Source organism: Donghicola eburneus (assembly GCF_900115865.1).
Classification (GTDB): Bacteria; Pseudomonadota; Alphaproteobacteria; order Rhodobacterales; family Rhodobacteraceae; genus Donghicola; species Donghicola eburneus.
In genome coordinates this window covers 541,232-559,141 of the sequence record NZ_FOXY01000001.1, presented here as the reverse complement: position 1 = coordinate 559,141, position 17,910 = coordinate 541,232, and the positions used below count along the sequence as shown (strand labels likewise).

The following is a 17,910-nucleotide window of genomic DNA, read 5'->3' as shown; positions in this document are numbered from 1 at the left end:
GCATCAATCTCGTCGGCGATCGCTTCCAAAAACTGCGCGCGCGTCTCGCGGCTGGAATAGCCATACTCCCAGAACGCCTCTTCGGCGGCCTGACAAGCCTGATCCACCAGCTCAGGCGTCCCGACACTAAACTCAAACGCAGCGCCGCTCACCGGCTCGTTCTTGAACGTCGCGTCGCCTGCGACCCACTCTCCGGCCACCAAATGCTTGCCGTGCGGTTCAAATCCCATCTCTCATCTCCTCCGCGCTCCAAGCCAGCCCAAAAGCCAACCCACAAAACGCTCCATCTTTCATCTTTGCAAAAAATACTCCCGCCGGAGGCACACGCCCCCAGCCAAGAGCACACTCAGTGGCTGTCTTTTCCGACAGCATTCCCACGGCACCCTTTCAGGAAATCGAGGTCAGCACCAGTGTCAGCACCTTGCACATGTGTCTGATGCAGCCATGCATACCCGCTGCCGGCCTGCTCATGCGCAGGGTGCCACGCGGCCAGACGGGCGGCCATCTCTTCCTCGGAAATATCGACGTGCAAACGGCGGTTTGGCACGTCCATCTCGATCATGTCCCCGTCGCGGATCACCGCGAGAGGCCCCCCTGCCGCCGCCTCGGGCGAGGTGTGCAGAACCACGGTCCCATAGGCTGTGCCCGACATGCGCGCGTCCGAAATGCGCACCATATCGGTGATGCCTTTCTTTAGAACCTTTGGCGGCAGACCCATGTTTCCGACTTCTGCCATGCCAGGATAGCCCTTGGGACCGCAATTTTTCAGCACCATCACGCAGGTCTCGTCGATATCCAGATCCGGATCGTTGATCTTGGCTTTGTAGTCATCGATATCCTCGAACACGACAGCGCGCCCGCGGTGCTGCAAGAGGTTCGGGCTCGCCGCCGACGGCTTCAGCACCGCGCCATTTGGCGCGAGATTGCCCTTCAGAACAGCGATGCCGCCTTGGTCGGTCAGGGCCTTGTCCAATGGCACGATCACATCTTCGTTGTGATTGACGACGTCCTTGACCTCGTCCCAGATCGTTTCACCAGATACAGTCAGAGCCTCTTTGTGAAGCTGGTCGCCCTCGCCCAAGCGTTTGAGGACCACAGGCAGACCGCCCGCGTAAAAGAACTCTTCCATCAGGTATTCACCTGACGGCATAAGGTTCACAATTGTCGCCACATCCCGACCGCATCGGTCCCAGTCGTCCAGCGTCAAATCAACGCCAACACGGCCAGCGACCGCCAGCAAGTGGATCACGGCATTTGTCGAACCGCCGATTGCACCGTTGCAGCGGATTGCGTTTTCAAAGGCCTCTTTGGTCATAATATCCGAAGGCTTCAAATCGTCCTTGACCATCTGCACAATGCGGCGCCCCGAAAGCTGCGCCATCACGCGGCGGCGGCTGTCCACCGCCGGAATGGCCGCGTTGCCGGACAGGGCCATACCCAGAGCTTCGGCCATCGAGGCCATCGTGCTAGCGGTCCCCATCGTGTTGCAGGTGCCAGAGGAGCGCGACATGCTCTGCTCCGCCTCTAGGAAGTCTTCTTGGGTCATCTCTCCGGCTTTCACCGCCTCGGAGAATTTCCAAAGATGCGTTCCGCTGCCAACGCGTTCCCCACGGAAATAGCCGTTCAACATTGGCCCGCCGGTCACAACGATGGACGGAATATCACAGGAGGCCGCCGCCATCATCAGGCTTGGGGTCGTCTTGTCACAGCCGACCAGCAGAACCGCGCCATCAATGGGCTGCCCGCGAATGGTTTCCTCGATCGATAGGGCGGCAAGGTTGCGGAACATCATCGCCGTGGGGCGGAAGGTGTTTTCGGACGCGCTGAACACGGGCACTTCAACCGGAAAGCCCCCAGCTTCCCAGATGCCGGCCTTCACCTTTTCCGACAGCTCGCGCAGGTGGCCGTTGCAGGGGGTCAGGTCCGACCATGTATTCAGGATGCCGATAATCGGGCGTCCGTCGAACAGATCGTGCGGGTAGCCTTGGTTCTTCATCCAGCCGCGGTGATAGATCGTATCCCGAGAATTGCCCGCGTACCATTCCTGCGAGCGCAGACGACGGGGCCAAGGGGCGGGCGTAAAGTTTGTCGACATGGGGTCAGCTCCGGAGCGTTAGAGAGTGCGGGTGGTGACGAGACCGCTATCGGCCTGCGTCTGCAGTGCATTGCGCAGGGGCGCACCAAACGCGGGCGCGCTGATTTCAAACACATCGCCATCTTCGGTTTTCACACCAGCCCCGAAGGACAAAGTGGCGGTGCCGAACATGTGGACGTGCAGATCCCCTGCCCGCCGGAACGGCGCATACTTGAAATGATGGTGTTCAAGGTTCGCGATGGTGTGGGACATGTTGTCCTCACCCGACACAAAGGGCTGATCAAAGATCACCTCGCCCCCGCGCAGGATGCGGCTGCGGCCCTCAATGTGACGAGGGAGTTCGCCCACCAGAAGCTCGGGACCAAAGGATGCCGGACGCAGTTTCGAATGAGCGAGGAACAGATAGTTGATCCGTTCGGTCACGTGATCTGAGAATTCGTTCGACAGGGTAAAGCCGATGCGGTTGGGCGTGCCGTCCGCACCGATGAGGTAGAATCCCGCGATCTCGGGTTCCTCCCCGCCGTCCAGCGCAAAACCGGGGCTCAGCAGCGGATCGCCGGGGGCGACAGCCTCGGTGCCCGGCCCTTTGTAGAACCATTCGGGCTGCGCGCCGACCGCACCATCCGCAGGCTTGCCGCCCTCGACACCCATCTGGAACATTTTCATGGAGTCGGACACATCTTCGGTGGCCGCTGCGTGCATCGCGTTGCGGGTTGAGGCGGACCCAAGGTGGGTCAGGCCCGTCCCGCACAGGTACATACGAGCCGGTTCAGGATGGCGGACGGGGACATCCAGCTTGCCCTCGGATGCCAGAGCCGCCACGTCGACAGGCTCCCCGCCATCGGGGATCACATCGGCGATCTTGCAGCCCTTGTTCACGGCCAGTTCGGCCAAGGCGTAAACGGTTTTGATCGCGGGGATCAGGCGGGCGTCGTCGCCATCGCGGACGATCACACCACCGGCTTTGAGTTCGGACAAATGCATGATCTTAGGCCTGTTTCTGTTTGTTGTAGACGTCGAAGACAACCGCAGCCAAGAGCACGAGGCCTTTGATCATCTGCTGGTAATCAATCCCGATGCCAAGGATGGACATGCCGTTGTTCAGAACGCCCATGATAAAGGCTCCGACCACAGCGCCCACGATCTTGCCAGAGCCGCCGGACATCGACGCACCACCGATAAAGACCGCCGCGATCACGTCCAGCTCCATGCCGAAACCGGCTTTGGGGGTCGCAGTGTTCAGACGCGCCGCAAAGATCAGGCCCGCGATCGCCGCCAGAACGCCCATGTTCACAAAGGCAAAGAAGGTCAGGCGTTCGGTTTTGATCCCAGACAGCTTCGCAGCTTTCTCGTTGCCGCCAAGGGCATAGATCCTGCGGCCAATCACGGTTTTTTCGGTCACAAAGGCGTAGAAGACGATGAGGATCCCCATGGTCAGCAGCACGTTCGGCAGGCCGCGGAAGGTCGCCAGCTTGAACGACAGGAAGATCAGCGCGCCAAGGACGATGATATTCCGGCCCCAGAAAAACGCGCTGGGTTCACCTTCGATCCCGTAGGCTTTGCCCCGTGCGCGTTGGCGCAGACCGAGCCATACGATGACCATGGCTGAGATGACACCGACCGACAGGCTCAGGACGTTGAAGTTGCGCGACCCGACAAGTTCAGCGATCGGAGCAGTGGTTTCACGGCTAAAGAAGTCGCCGATGAAGCCGGTCGAGAGGACTTGGAAGCTTTGGGGGAACGGACCCACGGATTGCCCTTCGAGCAGCCAGAGGGACGCCCCACGGAACACAAGCATGCCCGCCAATGTCGCGATAAAGCTGGGAATTTTCCAATAGGCCACCCAGTAGCCCTGCGCCGCGCCGATGACGCCGCCCAAGGCCACGCAAATCGGAATGGTCACCCACACGGGCATGTCCCAATTCACGATCATCACCGCCGCCAACGCCCCGATGAAGCCCATGACGGACCCCACGGACAGGTCGATATGCCCCGCGACAATGACGATCAGCATCCCCAGCGCCATCACGATGATGTAGCTGTTCTGCAGGAACAGGTTGGTGATGTTGACGGGCCGCATCAGCGTGCCGTCCGTCATAATCTGGAAAAACGCCATGATCGCGATCAGCGCGAACAAGAGGCCGTAGTCTTTCATATGTGCTGAAAGATAGGATTTTAAACCGTTGTTTTGGCTCGTCATTCCGGTGTTCCCTTATTCCGTGACGATGAGCGACATGATGCGCTCTTGGGTGGCCTCAGCGGCCGGCATTTCGCCGACAAAGGCCCCTTCGTTCATGACGTAGATGCGATCGCACATGCCCAGTAGCTCGGGCATTTCAGAGCTGATCATCACGACGCCTTTGCCTTGGGCGGACAGCTCGTTGATGATCGCGTAGATTTCGTATTTGGCGCCCACGTCGATGCCGCGGGTCGGCTCATCGAGGATCAGAACCTCTGGTCCGGTAAACAGCCATTTACCAAGGACGACCTTCTGCTGGTTTCCGCCCGACAGGTTTCCGACCTTCTGGAAAACGCTGGGGGTGCGGGTGCGCAGGGCCTTGCGATAGTACTCGGCGGCCTTGGTTTCTTCGTTCGGGTTCAGAACGCCCTTGGCCGACACCTCCTCGAGGTTTGCCAGCGTGGTGTTGAACTGGATCGTTTCGTCCAGCACGAGCCCCAGCGATTTGCGATCCTCGGTCACGTAAGCCAAGCCGCCGTTGATGGCGCGGTCCACGGTGGAGACATCCATAGCGCTTCCCCGCAGTTTCGCGGTGCCGCTGATGTTGCGCCCCCAGCTTTGGCCAAAGATCGACATAGCCAATTCAGTGCGTCCCGAGCCCATCACCCCCGCGATCCCGACGACTTCGCCCGCGCGGACGTTAAAGCTGATGTCCTTGATCACCTGACGTTCCGAGTGTTCGGGGTGCCAGACGTTCCAGCCTTCGACCTCGAGCAGCAGATCGCCAGCGCGGCGTTCGCGGTCCGGATAGCGGTTGGACATATCGCGGCCCACCATGTCACGGACAATGTCATCTTCGGACAATCCGGCCTTGGCATCCAAAGTCGAGACGGTCATGCCATCGCGAATAACTGTCACACTATCAGCAACATAGCGGACTTCGTTCAACTTATGGCTGATGATGATGCAGGTCACACCCTGCGCCTTCAGCTCCAGCATCAGATCGAGTAGCTTGCGGCTGTCATTCTCTTGCAGGGCCGCTGTCGGCTCGTCGAGGATCAGCAAGCGCACGTCTTTGGCCAAGGCTTTGGCAATCTCGACCAGCTGCTGTTTGCCCACGCCGATTTTATCGACCTGCGTGCCTGGGGAATCCTTCAGCCCGACCTTTTTCAAGAGTTGCTCGGTCTCCTGAAAGGTTTCGTGCCAGTTCATGACGCCCTTTTGGGCGCGCTCGTTGCCGATGAACAGATTTTCTGCAATCGACAGTTCGGGCACCAGAGCAAGCTCTTGGTGGATAATCACGATGCCGCGGTCCTCGCTGTCGCGCAGGGTGCGGAACTCGGCCAACTGGCCGTCATAATGGATTTCGCCGTCGTAGCTGCCTGCGGGATACACGCCCGACAACACCTTCATCAGGGTGGACTTGCCTGCGCCATTCTCGCCGCAGATGGCGTGGATTTCCCCTTCGGCCACCTGCAGGTTCACGCGGTCCAGCGCTTTGACGCCGGGGAATTCCTTGGTGATCTCTCGCATTTCGAGAAGGATCGACATGGGGCGGACCCTCGTCTGTGGGAATTGTATAAAAAAGGCCGCCCACACCCGAGGACGCAGGCGGCCAGCCCCTTGGGAGGTATTACTTGATCTGGTCTTCGGTGTAGTAACCCGAACCGATCAGCACCTCTTCCCAGTTGCTGGCATCGACCGGAACCGGCTCCAGCAGGTAGGAAGGCACAACTTTGACGCCGTTGTCATAGGTGCTGGTGTCGTTGATTTCGGGCTCTGCATCGTTCAGGACCGCTTCGACCATGCCCACGGTGACGCGGGCCAGTTCGCGGGTGTCCTTAAAGACGGTCGCGTACTGTTCGCCAGCCAGGATCGACTTGACCGAGGGGATTTCGGCGTCCTGACCGGAGACGATCGGCATCTTCAGATCGCCCGAGCCATAGCCAACGCCCTTGAGCGAGGACAGAATACCGATCGACAGACCGTCATAGGGCGACAGAACGCCGTGGACTTCTTTGTCGGTGTAGTTGGCGGACAGGATGTTATCCATGCGCGCCTGAGCAACCGCACCGTCCCAACGCAAGGTGCCGACCTTGTCCATGCCCATCTGGCCGGACTGGATCACGATCTCGCCGCTGTCTATCAACGGCTGCAGAACGCTCATCGCGCCGTCGTAGAAGAAGTAGGCGTTGTTATCGTCGGGCGAGCCGCCGAACAGTTCGACGTTATAGGGGCCATCGCCAAAGCGCTCTTTCAGGCCGTCAACAACGCTGGTCGCCTGCTGCACGCCGACTTTGAAGTTGTCAAAGGTCGCGTAGTAGCTGACGTCACCGGAGTCGCGGATCAGGCGGTCATAGGCAATCACGTCAATGTCAGACGCGGCTGCGTTCGCCAGCGCGTTCGACAGAGTGGTGCCGTCGATGGCTGCAATGACCAGAACGTCCACACCTTTGGTGATCATGTTCTCGATCTGCGCCAGCTGGTTCGGAATGTCATCCTCTGCGTACTGCAGGTCGGTTTCGTAGCCCGCGGCCTGAAACTGTTCGACCATCGAGTTGCCGTCCGAGATCCAGCGCGACGACGACTTGGTGGGCATGGAAATGCCAACGGTGCCTTTGTCTGCGGCGTCAGCGGCAGCTGCAAATGCAACAGCAGAGATCGCGAGCGCACCCGCGAATTTCATGAATTTCATTTTGTATCCTCCCTGTGGGTGCGTCCTCCTGCACCCCTGTCGACCTTTTGGCCGTGCCCAAAACCGTAGAGAGGCGTGACATACCATTCAAATACCAATACAATTATTCTGCATTCCAATATTGGTAAGTGATTGATGGACTACCTGATGAACTTGCGGCCCGCACAGGCGCGGCTGATTGCGGCGGTAGCGTCGCACGGTCAATTGCAGGTGGCCGCCGGTGTCTGCCAGATGACCCAGCCTGCGGCCTCGCGCATGTTGGCCGAGATCGAAAAGAACCTGTCCACCAAACTCTTTGACCGCACGCCCAAGGGGATGGAGCCGACACCCGCAGGCTGGGTGATGGTCCGCCATGCAGAACGCATCGCGAACGACCTCTGGCAGATGTCACAAGAATTCAATGACCTGAAGGACGGCTTGGGTGGGACTGTGCGGGTCGGGGCGGTGACCGGCCCTGCCCTTGGCCAGCTGGTTCCCGCGATCCAGAAACTGAAGTCCGACGCGCCGGGGGTCGAAATTTCGGTGGAAGTGGCGCCATCTGTGCAGTTGATCCAAGCGCTAGATCGCGGCGATCTGGATTTCGTCTTGGGGCGGGTCCCAGCCTCGGCCGACTGGCGGGATTTTGCGGTAGAGATTGCCCAAGACGAAGTGGTGCGATTGCTGGTTCGCGATGGGCATCCGCTGCTCTGTCAGGCGCCCGTGGACATGGCGGCGCTAGAGAACCTGCCTTGGATTCTGCAGGACCGCGGCACCCCGATCCGCGCTGCCATCGAAACCGCCTTTGCCGAAGAGGGGCTGCATTCCCCTAAAGATGTAATCACCACCTCGTCGCTTCTGGTGATCGTGGCTCTGGTCAGCCAGTCCGACGCGGTCGCCCCCATGTCCCAAGAAGTTTTGGACATGATGCTGGAACCGCCCGTTTCTGCGAATTTCAAGAAACTCGCCCTGACCCGTCCCGTCACTGTGGTCCCCTATCAGATCGTCACCAAACGCCACCGCGTCTTGCCAGCGGCGGCGGTGACACTGCTTCGGATGGTCCGTGAAAGAGTGCTCTCGCATCCAAGTTCGCCCATGACGGGTTGAACATGCGGGCCGATTGCGCCTTTGATAGCGCAAACGACCGGCGGAATGGAGGGAGCCCCCGATGAGTGCGGTGATCGAAGGAATTGTGATGGGCCTCGTGGCGACCATCGTCATGGACATCTGGGCTTTGGTCCTGCGCCAATTCGCGGGCATGCCTATGCCAAATTGGGCAATGGTCGGGCGTTGGGCAGGCCATCTACCCTCGGGCAAGGTCTTTCACGATGACATCAGCGCTGCTGCGCCAGTTCAAAACGAGTTAGCGCTGGGATGGGCAGTGCACTACGTGGTCGGGATCATCTACGGGATCTTCTTTGCGCTCATCGCGGGCGCCGCGTGGCTTGCCGAGCCAACCTTCCTGCCCGTTTGGATTTATGCGCTGCTGACCATCGCGGCTGGGTGGTTCCTACTGCAGCCAGGCATGGGCCTTGGTGTGGCGCTGTCTAAAACGCCAAACCCGAACAAAGGCCGCCTGTTCGGCCTGATTGCCCATACGTGGTTTGGCATCGGCCTGTGGATCGGCGCGCTGATTGTTTAACTAAAAAGCCCCGCCCATGGGACGCATAGGCGGGGCTTTGATGGATCACTCGACGCTATAGTCGGCGTCAGAGACCTTTTCCAACCATGTCACGGCTTCGCCGTCGATGGCCTCTTGTACAGCAATGTGGCTCATGGCGGTGTCGGGCGCCGCGCCGTGCCAGTGTTTTTCACCTGCGGGGAACCACACCACGTCGCCTTGGCTGATTTCCTCGACAGGACCCTCTTCGCGCTGCACGCGGCCCCGACCAAAGGTCACGATCAAGGTCTGGCCCGCGGGGTGCGTATGCCATGCGGTGCGCGCACCGGGTTCAAAGGTCACATGGCTGCCCGCCACACGGCCGGGATCTTCGGCTTGGAACATGGGATCGATACGGACGGTGCCGGTGAAGTAATCTTCGGGGCCAGGGACAGAGGCGTTTGCGCCAGAACGAGTGATTTTCATGAGTTTCTCCTTTCAGAGTTTCTTAAAGTTATAGGTCAGGGCTGGCCCGCCCGGTTGTCCGTAAGCGAGCACGGCGGTGACCATGGCGAAAGGTTCGGCGTAGCGACCTGTTTTCAATCCGCCAGCCTCGAGCGGGGCAAACCCCGCGTCTTTGATCAGTTGTTTCGCGACGGCTTTGGCCTGCGGGGCATCGCCATACATCAAGAGATCTGGCGGCGTGCCCTGCCCCTTGTTCGCGTACACGGGCGCGAAGCTTTCGGAGGGAGCGGTGTTGAAACAGCTGACCCAAATCGCTTGAGGACGCAAGCGCGCCAACTCTTCAGCACCAGACGTTTTGGGACCTAGAACGAGCGAGTCATTGGCATCGTCGAGGGGCACGCAGCAGTTCAGCACAACCTTGCCCGCCAAGTCGCCTGCTTGGGTCAAAACGTCATCGACATTCGACCAGTGCACCGACAGCAGAACCGCGTCCGCTTGGTCTACCGCATCCGCAACCGAGGCCGCCGCGCCGCCTGTCTCAGAGGCAAGCCGCTCTAGTTTCGAGGCGCTTCTGGAATAGCTGAAAATAATGTCGTGGCCTGCTTTGGCCCAGACGCGGCCTAGCGCCGCGCCCATCAAACCAGAGCCAAGAATTGCGATCTTCATAAGTGTCTCCAAGTGGATGGCGCGCAATGTTCCTGCGCGCCATCAATGGGTTATTCCGCGCGGTTGGCAAAGACTTCTTTGGCCACCGGCATCGCCGAGAACACACGCGGCCAGCCAGCGTAGAAGGCCAGATGGGCCAGCATGCCGCCCGCTTCTTCTTGGGTCAGGCCGTTGTCCATGGCGCGGTTCAGGTGAAAGGTCATCTGTTCAGGCTGACCGGCGGCGATCAGGCCTGCCACGGTGACGAGGCTGCGGTCACGGGGCGCCAGATCAGGACGCAGCCATAGATCGCGGAAGAGATAGGATTCAGTGTAGTCCACGACGCCTTGGCTCGTGCTGCCGTAATTGTCTTGGACCATGTTCTGACGCTGGGCTTCGGCCTCTTCGTCCAAGGGGAGCAGTTCAGGATCGGCGCCGGGCAGGTCGTCAGCGGTGATGCCGCGCTCGGCATAAACAGGTGCCATGGCTTCGGCGGCGGCAGTGGCATTGCCCCAACCGGTGTAGAAGGCCAGATGCGTGATGGTTTCGCTAAGCTCTGGTGCGGTCACTCCGGCATCAAGCGCAAGTTCGGTAAAGCGGCCAAGTTGATCCGCCTCGTGGCGTGTAACCATCGCGGCAAATGTGACTAGCGCACGATCGCGCACGGAGAGTGTTTCTGCGTTCCAGACCGTGCCAAACAGATCTTTGGCAGCATAGGATTGAAGCGCAGGCGCGACAGACGCGACGCTATCGGGGAGTGTGTTACTCAGGTCCTGAGCAAAGGACTGGGTGCCCATCAAAGCGATTGCAGAGGCGGCGAGATGGGTTTTCATGGGGTGACTCCTTTTTGTTCGGCGTTACCCCACAGAGGTGGTTTCCCTAGCGGAAAACTTAATGCAGAAATCCCGCAGCACAATGATGAGAGCAGATCATCAATCCCGATGGCGCAACGCTTCGAGCACAACTTCGAACGCCGAAGAGGACCGCTGACGGCTGGGATAGTACAGATGAAACCCCGGAAAGCTGGGGCAATATGCGTCCAGACACGTTTTTAGCGTGCCTGCATCGAGATGCGGCTTGGCCAACCGTTCGGGCACACAAGCTAACCCATGGCCGTCCAAGGCCGCGCGGATCACCGTATTGATCGTGTTAAAAGTCGCCTGTCCTTCGACCTTTACACGGATTTCTTTGCCCTCTTCGTCCTCGAATTCCCACGCATAAAGCGCGCCATGGTTCGACAAGCGCAGGTTAATACAGGCGTGCTCCGTCAGGTCGTTGGGATGCTCTGGCGTCTTGGCCGTTGCGAAATACGACGGCGCGCCGACACAGATCATCCGTTCGTCCGGTCCGATCCGCATGGCAATCATGCCCTCGGCCACCTGATCACCATATCGCACGCCCGCATCGCAGCGAGAATGCGCCAGATCGGTGTATTCGTATTCCATGACCAGTTCGACATTTACCGCTGGATACTTGCGCAACATCGGCGAAAGTTTAGGCCACAGAATGCTCTCGATCGCATATTCGACGGCGACAATCCGTACCGTGCCCGTCGGCTCGTCGCGGGTCTCGTTCAGTGCTTGCAGACGGTTTTCAATCCGTTCGAAACAGGGATTGAGCGTGGCGAGCAAGTCTTCGCCCTCGAGCGTCGGAGCCACCGTACGGGTGGTGCGCGTCAACAGGCGCAAGCCAAGACGCTGCTCTAGCCCCTTGATTGTGTGGGACAAAGCGGATTGCGAGACATTTAGCCTTGCGGCAGCACGGGTAAAACTGCGCTCTTCTGCGACGGCAGCAAAGGCAATGAGATCGGTAATATTTTCGCGGATCATGGGGGAGGTAACAGCCTCTGGCTCGGTAATCATCAACCCCTCTCTATATATGATGAAAATTCATAAGGTCGACGGATTATTTCAGATAGCTGCTCTGCGTTCTGCGCCGCCACGGGCACGCAAGACGGACCGGACAATGGGTTCCACCTGGGAGGAGAAAGCAGCTTGTCCAGAGCGCCCTGCGCACTGGAAACGGTAAGCTGCGGGACAGGCAAAGTCCTTGGTCCAAATTGGGATGCAATGATGAAGCGATCTCATCAATTCGGGCTTCGCGCGCGCAGAAGTGCAACTCCGGTCATGAGTGCGATTCATCACTCCTATCGATCTATCTGCATTGTCCTGCGTGTCCGTGCGCCCACATTCATTATGTATCGGGCGCTATGCCCATCCGAGATCAACCGACAAAGGAAGCTTTCATGCAACTGACCGTCAACGGAACATCACACGAGGTCGACGTCGATCCAGACACCCCGCTACTGTGGGTCATCCGCGAAGAATTGGGCCTGACCGGCACGAAATACGGATGCGGGATCGCGCAATGCGGGGCCTGCACTGTCTTGGTCAATGGTGTTGCAACACGGTCCTGCGTCACCCCCGCCGAGTCCGTGGCTGGTCAAAGCATTTCAACCATCGAAACCGTCGAAGAGACCGAAACCGGTCGCCGCGTGGTCGAAGCTTGGGTTGAAAATCAAGTGCCGCAATGTGGGTACTGCCAGTCGGGTCAGGTGCTGGCCGCGACCGCGCTTCTGACCGAAACACCCCAGCCCACGGACGAGGACATCGAATATGCGATGACCAACCTGTGCCGTTGCGGCACGTATAACAAGATCCGTGCCGCTGTGCGCGACGCATCGGAGGCGTAATCATGGGTGTGATGGATCTGTTGAAAAAGACCCCGATCAATGTGTCCCGCCGCGGGTTTCTGGCTGGTGCGGGCTCGCTTGTGCTGGCAACCTCCCTGCCCTCGCGCCCGGTGCGCGGCCAAGAGTCCGAGGCCGGGCCTGACGTTCCCGCATTCCTAGAGTTGCGCCCCGATGGCACGGCCCACCTCATGAGCCCGTGGATCGAAGGCGGTCAGGGTGTCTACACCGCAATGGCACAAATTGTCGGCGAAGAACTGGACCTCGCACCAGAGAATTTCAGTGTCGAGATTGCGCCGCCGGGCGGTCCGTTCGGTGTCATGGGCGGCTTCCGTATCACCGGTGGCAGTGCCTCGACCCGTAGCTCCTATACCCTGATGCGGCGCCTCGGTGCGTCAGCCCGTGCAATGCTGATCGAAGCTGCGGCGCAGGAATTGGGCGTTGAGGCGTCTGAACTGACGACCGAGCCGGGCCAAGTGGTGCACAGCGCCTCGGGCCGGAAGATCGGTTATGGCGCGTTGGCAGAGGCTGCGATGGATATGCCTGTCCCCGCGGATGTCGCGCTGCGCGATCCCGCAGACTTCCGCTATATCCGCAGCGGCACCCCGCGGATTGATGTCCGCGACAAATCAACGGGCAAGGCGCAATACTCGATTGATGTCGAGGTCGAGGGTATGCTGCTGGCGGCCGTCCGTCATGCGCCCCGTCTGGGGATGGCCCCGTCTGCAGTTACCAACCAATCCGATATCGAAGCCATGCGCGGCGTGCATTCGGTCCACATGCTGGACGGTGCGGTCGCGGTTGTTGCCGATAAGTTTTGGCAGGCCCGCAAGGCCATCGACGCGGCAGAGATTGAGTGGACCGAGGGCGATGCGAAATGGCCCATGCCCGCAGATTTCTCGTCCCGAGGGTTCCGCGACACGCTGGCGGGCTTCACGGGCGATGTGGTGTCGGTCGAAAGCGAAGGCGATGCCGCTGGGACGCTGGACGCCGCCGAAACGGTGATCGAGGCCACATATGACGCACCCTACGTGGTGCATGGTCAGTTGGAGCCACCGTCGGCCACGGCGCGCATGAACGAAGATGGTTCTCTGGACCTGTGGTTGCCGAACCAAGCGCCCGAACAGTTTGTGGGCCGCGCCGCAGAGGCGGCGGGCATTGATCCCTCGCAAGTTAAGCTGCATTCGCAGATGCTCGGTGGCTTCTTTGGCCGTCACTTCCTGTATGAAACCGCGAACCCGTTCCCCCAAGCGATTGCTCTGACCCAAGCCACAGGCCGCCCGGTTAAGCTGATCTGGACCCGAGAAGAGGACTTCCTGCGCGATGCGCCCCGTCCGTTGGGATTGGCGCGGTTCCGTGCGACAGTCGGACCAGAAGGCCCCACTGCCCTCAGCATCGAAGCGGTGGGCGAAGGCCCCACGGGCCGTTGGTATGGCGCCCCTGCGGGCAAGGACCCATCGGCCACCGAAGGTCTGTCTGGGAAACCCTACGCCATTGCGAACAAAGCCATCGGTCAGGTCTACACCGATAACCCTGCGGTGATCGGCTACTGGCGCGCGGTCGGGCATTCGATGCACGACTTCATGTACGAAAGCTTTCTCGACGAACTGGCCGAGGCGGCGGGCCTTGATCCGTTCGAAATGCGGTTGTCCCTGCTGTCCGGCTCGGAACGCCACCACACCTTGCTGCAAACAGTCGGCACTCTGTCCGGCGGCTGGAAGGCTGGCACCTATGAGGCCGAAGATGGGTCAACCCGCGCGCGCGGTGTTGCCATGGCCTCGCCCTTTGGGTCCGAAGCCGCAACCATCGCCGAAGTCTCTATCGACGGCGGCGAGGTCAAGGTGCACAACATCTGGACCGCGATTGACCCCGGCCAGATCGTGAACCCTGCGGTGATCGAGGCACAGGTGCAGTCGGCGACGGCCCTTGGCGTATCGCAAACCTTGGCCGAAGAGCTGATCTACGAGAATGGCGAACCCACTGCGCGGAACTTTGACCTCTACTCGATCCTGCGTCCGGACCAGATGCCCGAGGTGCATGTCGAAATCGTTGAAAGCGGTGCCGAGATGGGCGGTGTGGGTGAGCCTGGCCTGCCCGCAGTCGGTCCGGCAATCGTCAATGCGGTTGCGGCCCTCACCGGTCAGCGCATCCGCAGTCTGCCTCTGTCAAAGCACAGCTTTGGTTAATATGAAGGCGGGGGCTCAAACGGTCCCCGCCTTCTTTGCAATGAAACAGTTCCTAATGGCCATGGTCGCGATGACATTCGTCCCCGCCATGGCCCTCTCCCAAGACAAGACCGACCAGATGAAAATTACTGTACACGCTGGCGACACAGCGCTGAGCGCCACGCTCGACGACACCGCCGCCGCTCAGGACTTTGCGTCCATGCTGCCACTCACCCTGACGCTCGAAGATTACCACGGTATCGAAAAGGTCGCCGATCTGGGCCGCAAGCTGGATGCCTCGGACAATCCGGACAGCTATGCGCCCAAGGCTGGCGACATCACTCAGTACGCCCCATGGAAAAACATCGCGATTTTTGTCGCTCCGTTTCAAGCGTCGCGCGGGCTGGTGCGGCTGGGAGAGTTTGACGGTGATTTTTCGACGCTCAGCCGGTCTGGGCCAATCGAGGTCCGGATAGAACGCGCGGATTGATCACAACGGGATGATACAAAAAAGGGGCGCTTCCTTGGTTGCAAAGGAAGCGCCCCTTTCTTTCTGACCCGGATGAAGCCGCTCTTCACCCGAGGTCAAAAAGCTCTTGGTTTAGGCCGCGCCGCTGTACACGGGAAAGACTGATGCGTCGCCATAGTCCTTGGCGGTCAGCGATTTCAGAGCATCCATATCTTCGGCCGAGATTTCGAAATTCACGTCCGCGTTGCTCTTCATGTGGTCAGGGTTCGCGGTTTTGGGTAGTGCCAGCAGGTCCAGTTGCAGGATGTAGCGGATGCACAGCTGCGGAACACTCACATCGTACTTCTCGGCGATGGCACCAATCTCGGCGTTATCAAGGATTTTGCCGTGGGCGATGGGCGAATACGCCTCGACCAGCATGCCGTTGGATTTCGCGTAGTCGATCAGATCAAACGGGGTGTTGCCGACGTGCGCCAGAACCTGATTAATCATCGGCTTGATCGTCGCATTCTCTAGCAGGTTATCAAGATCCTGCTTTTGGAAGTTCGACACGCCAATCGCGCGGATTTTGCCCGCCTCTACGGCCTCTTCCAGAGCTTTCCAAGCGGCCAGATTGCCCTCGAAAAAGCGGTCTTCGCCGGCCCAGTTTTCCCAAGGCTGCGGGCTGTGGATGATCATCAGGTCAAGGTAGTCCAGACCCATGGTCTTGAGCGACTCGTCGATGGCGGCCTTGGCACCTTCGTAATCTTTGACCTCTGCGGCCAGCTTGGTCTGCACGAACAGCTCTTCGCGGGGGATGCCGCAGGTGCGAACGCCTTCGCCCACGCCGCGCTCGTTACCATAAGCTTGGGCGGTGTCGATATGACGGTAGCCAATTTCAACCGCCGCTTTGACCGCGTCGGCCACTTTGTCGTCGTCGATCATCCAAGTGCCCAGAGCAAGCTTGGGGATATCCACGCCGTTCGGCAGGGTTTGTGTCTCTTGCAGGATCATAATCTGTCTCCTTTCCATAGGTCTCTGGCGGGGTCCCCCGCCGTTGATTGTGATCTATGGCGTCTGGTGGCAGATAATAATCATCGTGATCATCAAGGCACTGATGAGGGTCGCTCATTAATCCCGCGTGCGCTGCAAGTTCTCAATGCAGGCAGGCGGTCCCCACAGGCTCGAGGTCAGCTCGGTTTCGGGATCAGCGGTGTGAAACACATCTGCGTAACAAACGGGGGCGTCACCCTCTGCGCGCAGATTGGGGCCTGAGCCCGAGAAGGTCGAAGATGGCCGATCAGGTAGCGTTGCGCGCAAAGCGTCGATATCCGACCGGCTTTCCAGAATGATGGAAACCTGCCCGATCCGTGCGCCCCACGCGTCGATCGCACTATTACTCAGGCATCCCGGTGTTAAAGAGCCCAGCGCGCAGCGTCCTTTGGCGGGCTCTTCGATCAACATTGTCTTGTAGAGCGCAAGTGGCGGCACCTCTGGCGCACCCTCTTCGGCGGTCAGAAGCGATGCGAGTACAGGCATTTGCGTCAGATAAGCATAGGGCGTTCGGTAGTGCGCCATGTTGGTTTCGCACATCTCCTCGGCGCTGATGCAGTCCCTTGCTGCGATTTCGAGCCGATCAAGCCAGATCAGCACATCGTCTTGGAGCGCGCGCAACCGCGATCGGGCCGCCCCTGACGTGACAGGCACAAAGCGGGTCTCACAGCCCGCGCCCGCGCAGAGCTGTTCTGGCACGACATATTGGTCGGGTTCGTCCAAAGCCGCCTGAATGTCTGAGTACATGGACTGGAAACTGCCCCAAAGAGCTGCCAGCTCCTCGTACTCAATCTCCGAACCAGACAGGTTTTCCTCGCGTGGCCAGTTCTGCAGAACTTCGTATGGGGTCACGGAGATGCGGAAAATGCGCTCTGCCTGATCGGCCTGAAGCGCCAGATCCTCGGCCATCCCGATCAATTCGTCCGGCTCGGTGGGCAGTTTCTGGGGCTTGCCGCCCGATTGATAAAAATGGATTTCGCGCTTGGCTTCGCTGCTTCCAGTCTGCGAGTCACCGTTCATCGCGGCATTGACCTTGGCGCCCCACCCTTTTCCTTCGACCTCGGCCGATACGGTCTCGCGCTCTTGTCGGCTGCTGGCCGTGATCGAAATCAGCACCGAAAGTTTGGCGCCGCCATATGTGCCCGAGATGTAGCCTGTGCCGCAGACGTCTTTGAACAGGTCAATGTCACGATTGGCGAGGCGCTCCGCATAAGGGGTCAGCGTGACCGATCTGCTTTCGGCCGCTTCGGGGGGCATGGCCATATGCGGGGCATTCAGCACCTCGGCCTCGATCAGGTAGGTGAGCGCGGACTGGGTCACTTTGGCGGTTTTACTGAACTTTGCTTCGCCTTTGGCCTCGTAGGCCAACGTCTTGACCGAGGCTTCGGCGCTCATATCCATCGCTTGCTGAAGCTCGAATTGGTCGTTCACCTCTGTGAAGTCCAGAGCGCTGGTCTGTCCCTCAAAGGGCCTGGCCGTCGTGAACTCCACACAGCGGGTCGGGATTGCCTCGCCATGAAAGGCGTTCCACCCCCAGCCCAGACTTACCCCCGTTTCCGGTGCGAGCAAAATCGCAATCGGATCGGGCGCATCTTGGTCTCGGCGCCTTTGCTGTTCAATCGGTTTGCTGCTAGGCGCGGTCGGACGGGACGCAAGTGCCTCTGCTATATAGCGGCCAACATCATCTTCGCTCGGTGTTTCTGGGGTGTCGGGATCTGCTTCCGGATCCGGCGCGGTCGGCTGCATCACGGCCAACATCAAGACGGCGACCAGCCACAGCGCGCCTACGGTTAATCCAACTGTCCGTCCAGACATCGCACGCCCTCCTAACACAGTTACAGATACAACCATAACATGTATTCGGAGCCGCCGATCAGATTCTTTTGGAGCGTCTTGTTCC

At 59.7% G+C, this 17,910-nt stretch carries 16 protein-coding genes and 1 pseudogene; 5 read left to right on the top strand and 12 right to left on the bottom strand.

Annotated features, from left to right (window positions below):
- From BM225_RS02630 to chvE, 6 genes and pseudogenes are all read right to left on the bottom strand, one after another.
- Positions 1-230, bottom strand: a pseudogene (locus BM225_RS02630) (aldehyde dehydrogenase (NADP(+))); the annotation flags it as partial.
- A 116-nt stretch (positions 231-346) separates the two neighbouring features.
- On the bottom strand, positions 347-2,095 hold the full coding sequence (gene araD, locus BM225_RS02625; RefSeq protein ID WP_072706417.1) for an L-arabinonate dehydratase: 1,749 nt from the start codon (positions 2,093-2,095) through the stop codon (positions 347-349).
- Between the two features lie 18 nt (positions 2,096-2,113).
- Positions 2,114-3,079 (bottom strand): AraD1 family protein, encoded by a 966-nt coding sequence (araD1, locus tag BM225_RS02620; protein WP_072706416.1) that lies wholly within the window; start codon positions 3,077-3,079, stop codon positions 2,114-2,116.
- Between the two features lie 4 nt (positions 3,080-3,083).
- Positions 3,084-4,295, bottom strand: coding sequence for a multiple monosaccharide ABC transporter permease (gene mmsB / locus BM225_RS02615; protein ID WP_072706415.1), 1,212 nt, complete (start codon positions 4,293-4,295; stop codon positions 3,084-3,086).
- Between the two features lie 12 nt (positions 4,296-4,307).
- Positions 4,308-5,825 (bottom strand): multiple monosaccharide ABC transporter ATP-binding protein, encoded by a 1,518-nt coding sequence (mmsA, locus tag BM225_RS02610; RefSeq protein ID WP_072706414.1) that lies wholly within the window; start codon positions 5,823-5,825, stop codon positions 4,308-4,310.
- Positions 5,826-5,907: 82 nt separating this feature from the next.
- Positions 5,908-6,969 (bottom strand): multiple monosaccharide ABC transporter substrate-binding protein, encoded by a 1,062-nt coding sequence (chvE, locus tag BM225_RS02605; protein ID WP_072706413.1) that lies wholly within the window; start codon positions 6,967-6,969, stop codon positions 5,908-5,910.
- A gap of 147 nt (positions 6,970-7,116) precedes the next feature.
- Between chvE and BM225_RS02600 the strand changes: the two genes are divergently transcribed.
- Positions 7,117-8,052, top strand: a complete 936-nt coding sequence (locus BM225_RS02600; RefSeq protein WP_177218563.1) for a LysR family transcriptional regulator — start codon at positions 7,117-7,119, stop codon at positions 8,050-8,052.
- A 61-nt stretch (positions 8,053-8,113) separates the two neighbouring features.
- Positions 8,114-8,587: a DUF2938 domain-containing protein gene (locus BM225_RS02595; RefSeq protein WP_072706411.1), complete on the top strand. Its 474-nt coding sequence runs from the start codon at positions 8,114-8,116 to the stop codon at positions 8,585-8,587.
- Between the two features lie 45 nt (positions 8,588-8,632).
- Here the strand turns inward: BM225_RS02595 and BM225_RS02590 are convergent, their stop codons facing one another.
- The 4 genes from BM225_RS02590 to BM225_RS02575 all read right to left on the bottom strand — a co-directional run bounded on the left by BM225_RS02590 (position 8,633) and on the right by BM225_RS02575 (position 11,517).
- Positions 8,633-9,031: a (R)-mandelonitrile lyase gene (locus BM225_RS02590; RefSeq protein ID WP_072706410.1), complete on the bottom strand. Its 399-nt coding sequence runs from the start codon at positions 9,029-9,031 to the stop codon at positions 8,633-8,635.
- Positions 9,032-9,043: 12 nt separating this feature from the next.
- Positions 9,044-9,676 (bottom strand): NADPH-dependent F420 reductase, encoded by a 633-nt coding sequence (locus BM225_RS02585; protein ID WP_072706409.1) that lies wholly within the window; start codon positions 9,674-9,676, stop codon positions 9,044-9,046.
- A 50-nt stretch (positions 9,677-9,726) separates the two neighbouring features.
- On the bottom strand, positions 9,727-10,488 hold the full coding sequence (locus BM225_RS02580; RefSeq protein ID WP_072706408.1) for a carboxymuconolactone decarboxylase family protein: 762 nt from the start codon (positions 10,486-10,488) through the stop codon (positions 9,727-9,729).
- Between the two features lie 99 nt (positions 10,489-10,587).
- Positions 10,588-11,517 carry a LysR family transcriptional regulator gene (locus BM225_RS02575; RefSeq protein ID WP_245780397.1) on the bottom strand — a complete coding sequence of 310 codons (930 nt, stop codon included), beginning with the start codon at positions 11,515-11,517 and terminating at the stop codon, positions 10,588-10,590.
- Between the two features lie 383 nt (positions 11,518-11,900).
- Here BM225_RS02575 and BM225_RS02570 point away from each other — a divergent pair, with 383 nt between their 5' ends.
- Genes BM225_RS02570 through BM225_RS02560 form a run of 3 tightly spaced genes read left to right on the top strand, consistent with a single transcriptional unit; the run spans position 11,901 to position 14,999 of the window.
- Positions 11,901-12,347 (top strand): (2Fe-2S)-binding protein, encoded by a 447-nt coding sequence (locus BM225_RS02570; RefSeq protein ID WP_072706407.1) that lies wholly within the window; start codon positions 11,901-11,903, stop codon positions 12,345-12,347.
- A 2-nt stretch (positions 12,348-12,349) separates the two neighbouring features.
- Positions 12,350-14,530: a xanthine dehydrogenase family protein molybdopterin-binding subunit gene (locus BM225_RS02565; protein WP_072706406.1), complete on the top strand. Its 2,181-nt coding sequence runs from the start codon at positions 12,350-12,352 to the stop codon at positions 14,528-14,530.
- A 40-nt stretch (positions 14,531-14,570) separates the two neighbouring features.
- On the top strand, positions 14,571-14,999 hold the full coding sequence (locus BM225_RS02560) for a cyclophilin-like fold protein (RefSeq protein WP_245780396.1): 429 nt from the start codon (positions 14,571-14,573) through the stop codon (positions 14,997-14,999).
- Positions 15,000-15,110: 111 nt separating this feature from the next.
- On the opposite strand, the gene BM225_RS02555 is transcribed toward BM225_RS02560, so the two are convergent.
- Both BM225_RS02555 and BM225_RS02550 read right to left on the bottom strand, forming a co-directional pair.
- On the bottom strand, positions 15,111-15,971 hold the full coding sequence (locus tag BM225_RS02555) for an aldo/keto reductase (protein WP_218157039.1): 861 nt from the start codon (positions 15,969-15,971) through the stop codon (positions 15,111-15,113).
- A gap of 117 nt (positions 15,972-16,088) precedes the next feature.
- Positions 16,089-17,825 carry a hypothetical protein gene (locus BM225_RS02550; RefSeq protein WP_072706405.1) on the bottom strand — a complete coding sequence of 579 codons (1,737 nt, stop codon included), beginning with the start codon at positions 17,823-17,825 and terminating at the stop codon, positions 16,089-16,091.
- Between the last annotated feature and the right edge of the window lie 85 nt (positions 17,826-17,910).

Bases quoted from the DNA above. Each gene is read 5' to 3' on its own strand.
- araD (WP_072706417.1), bottom strand. From the start codon at position 2,095: ATGTCGACAAACTTTACGCCCGCCCCTTGGCCCCGTCGTCTGCGCTCG.
- araD1 (WP_072706416.1), bottom strand. From the start codon at position 3,079: ATGCATTTGTCCGAACTCAAAGCCGGTGGTGTGATCGTCCGCGATGGC.
- mmsB (WP_072706415.1), bottom strand. From the start codon at position 4,295: ATGACGAGCCAAAACAACGGTTTAAAATCCTATCTTTCAGCACATATG.
- mmsA (WP_072706414.1), bottom strand. From the start codon at position 5,825: ATGTCGATCCTTCTCGAAATGCGAGAGATCACCAAGGAATTCCCCGGC.
- chvE (WP_072706413.1), bottom strand. From the start codon at position 6,969: ATGAAATTCATGAAATTCGCGGGTGCGCTCGCGATCTCTGCTGTTGCA.
- BM225_RS02600 (WP_177218563.1), top strand. From the start codon at position 7,117: ATGAACTTGCGGCCCGCACAGGCGCGGCTGATTGCGGCGGTAGCGTCG.
- BM225_RS02595 (WP_072706411.1), top strand. From the start codon at position 8,114: ATGAGTGCGGTGATCGAAGGAATTGTGATGGGCCTCGTGGCGACCATC.
- BM225_RS02590 (WP_072706410.1), bottom strand. From the start codon at position 9,031: ATGAAAATCACTCGTTCTGGCGCAAACGCCTCTGTCCCTGGCCCCGAA.
- BM225_RS02585 (WP_072706409.1), bottom strand. From the start codon at position 9,676: ATGAAGATCGCAATTCTTGGCTCTGGTTTGATGGGCGCGGCGCTAGGC.
- BM225_RS02580 (WP_072706408.1), bottom strand. From the start codon at position 10,488: ATGAAAACCCATCTCGCCGCCTCTGCAATCGCTTTGATGGGCACCCAG.
- BM225_RS02575 (WP_245780397.1), bottom strand. From the start codon at position 11,517: ATGATTACCGAGCCAGAGGCTGTTACCTCCCCCATGATCCGCGAAAAT.
- BM225_RS02570 (WP_072706407.1), top strand. From the start codon at position 11,901: ATGCAACTGACCGTCAACGGAACATCACACGAGGTCGACGTCGATCCA.
- BM225_RS02565 (WP_072706406.1), top strand. From the start codon at position 12,350: ATGGGTGTGATGGATCTGTTGAAAAAGACCCCGATCAATGTGTCCCGC.
- BM225_RS02560 (WP_245780396.1), top strand. From the start codon at position 14,571: ATGAAACAGTTCCTAATGGCCATGGTCGCGATGACATTCGTCCCCGCC.
- BM225_RS02555 (WP_218157039.1), bottom strand. From the start codon at position 15,971: ATGATCCTGCAAGAGACACAAACCCTGCCGAACGGCGTGGATATCCCC.
- BM225_RS02550 (WP_072706405.1), bottom strand. From the start codon at position 17,825: ATGTCTGGACGGACAGTTGGATTAACCGTAGGCGCGCTGTGGCTGGTC.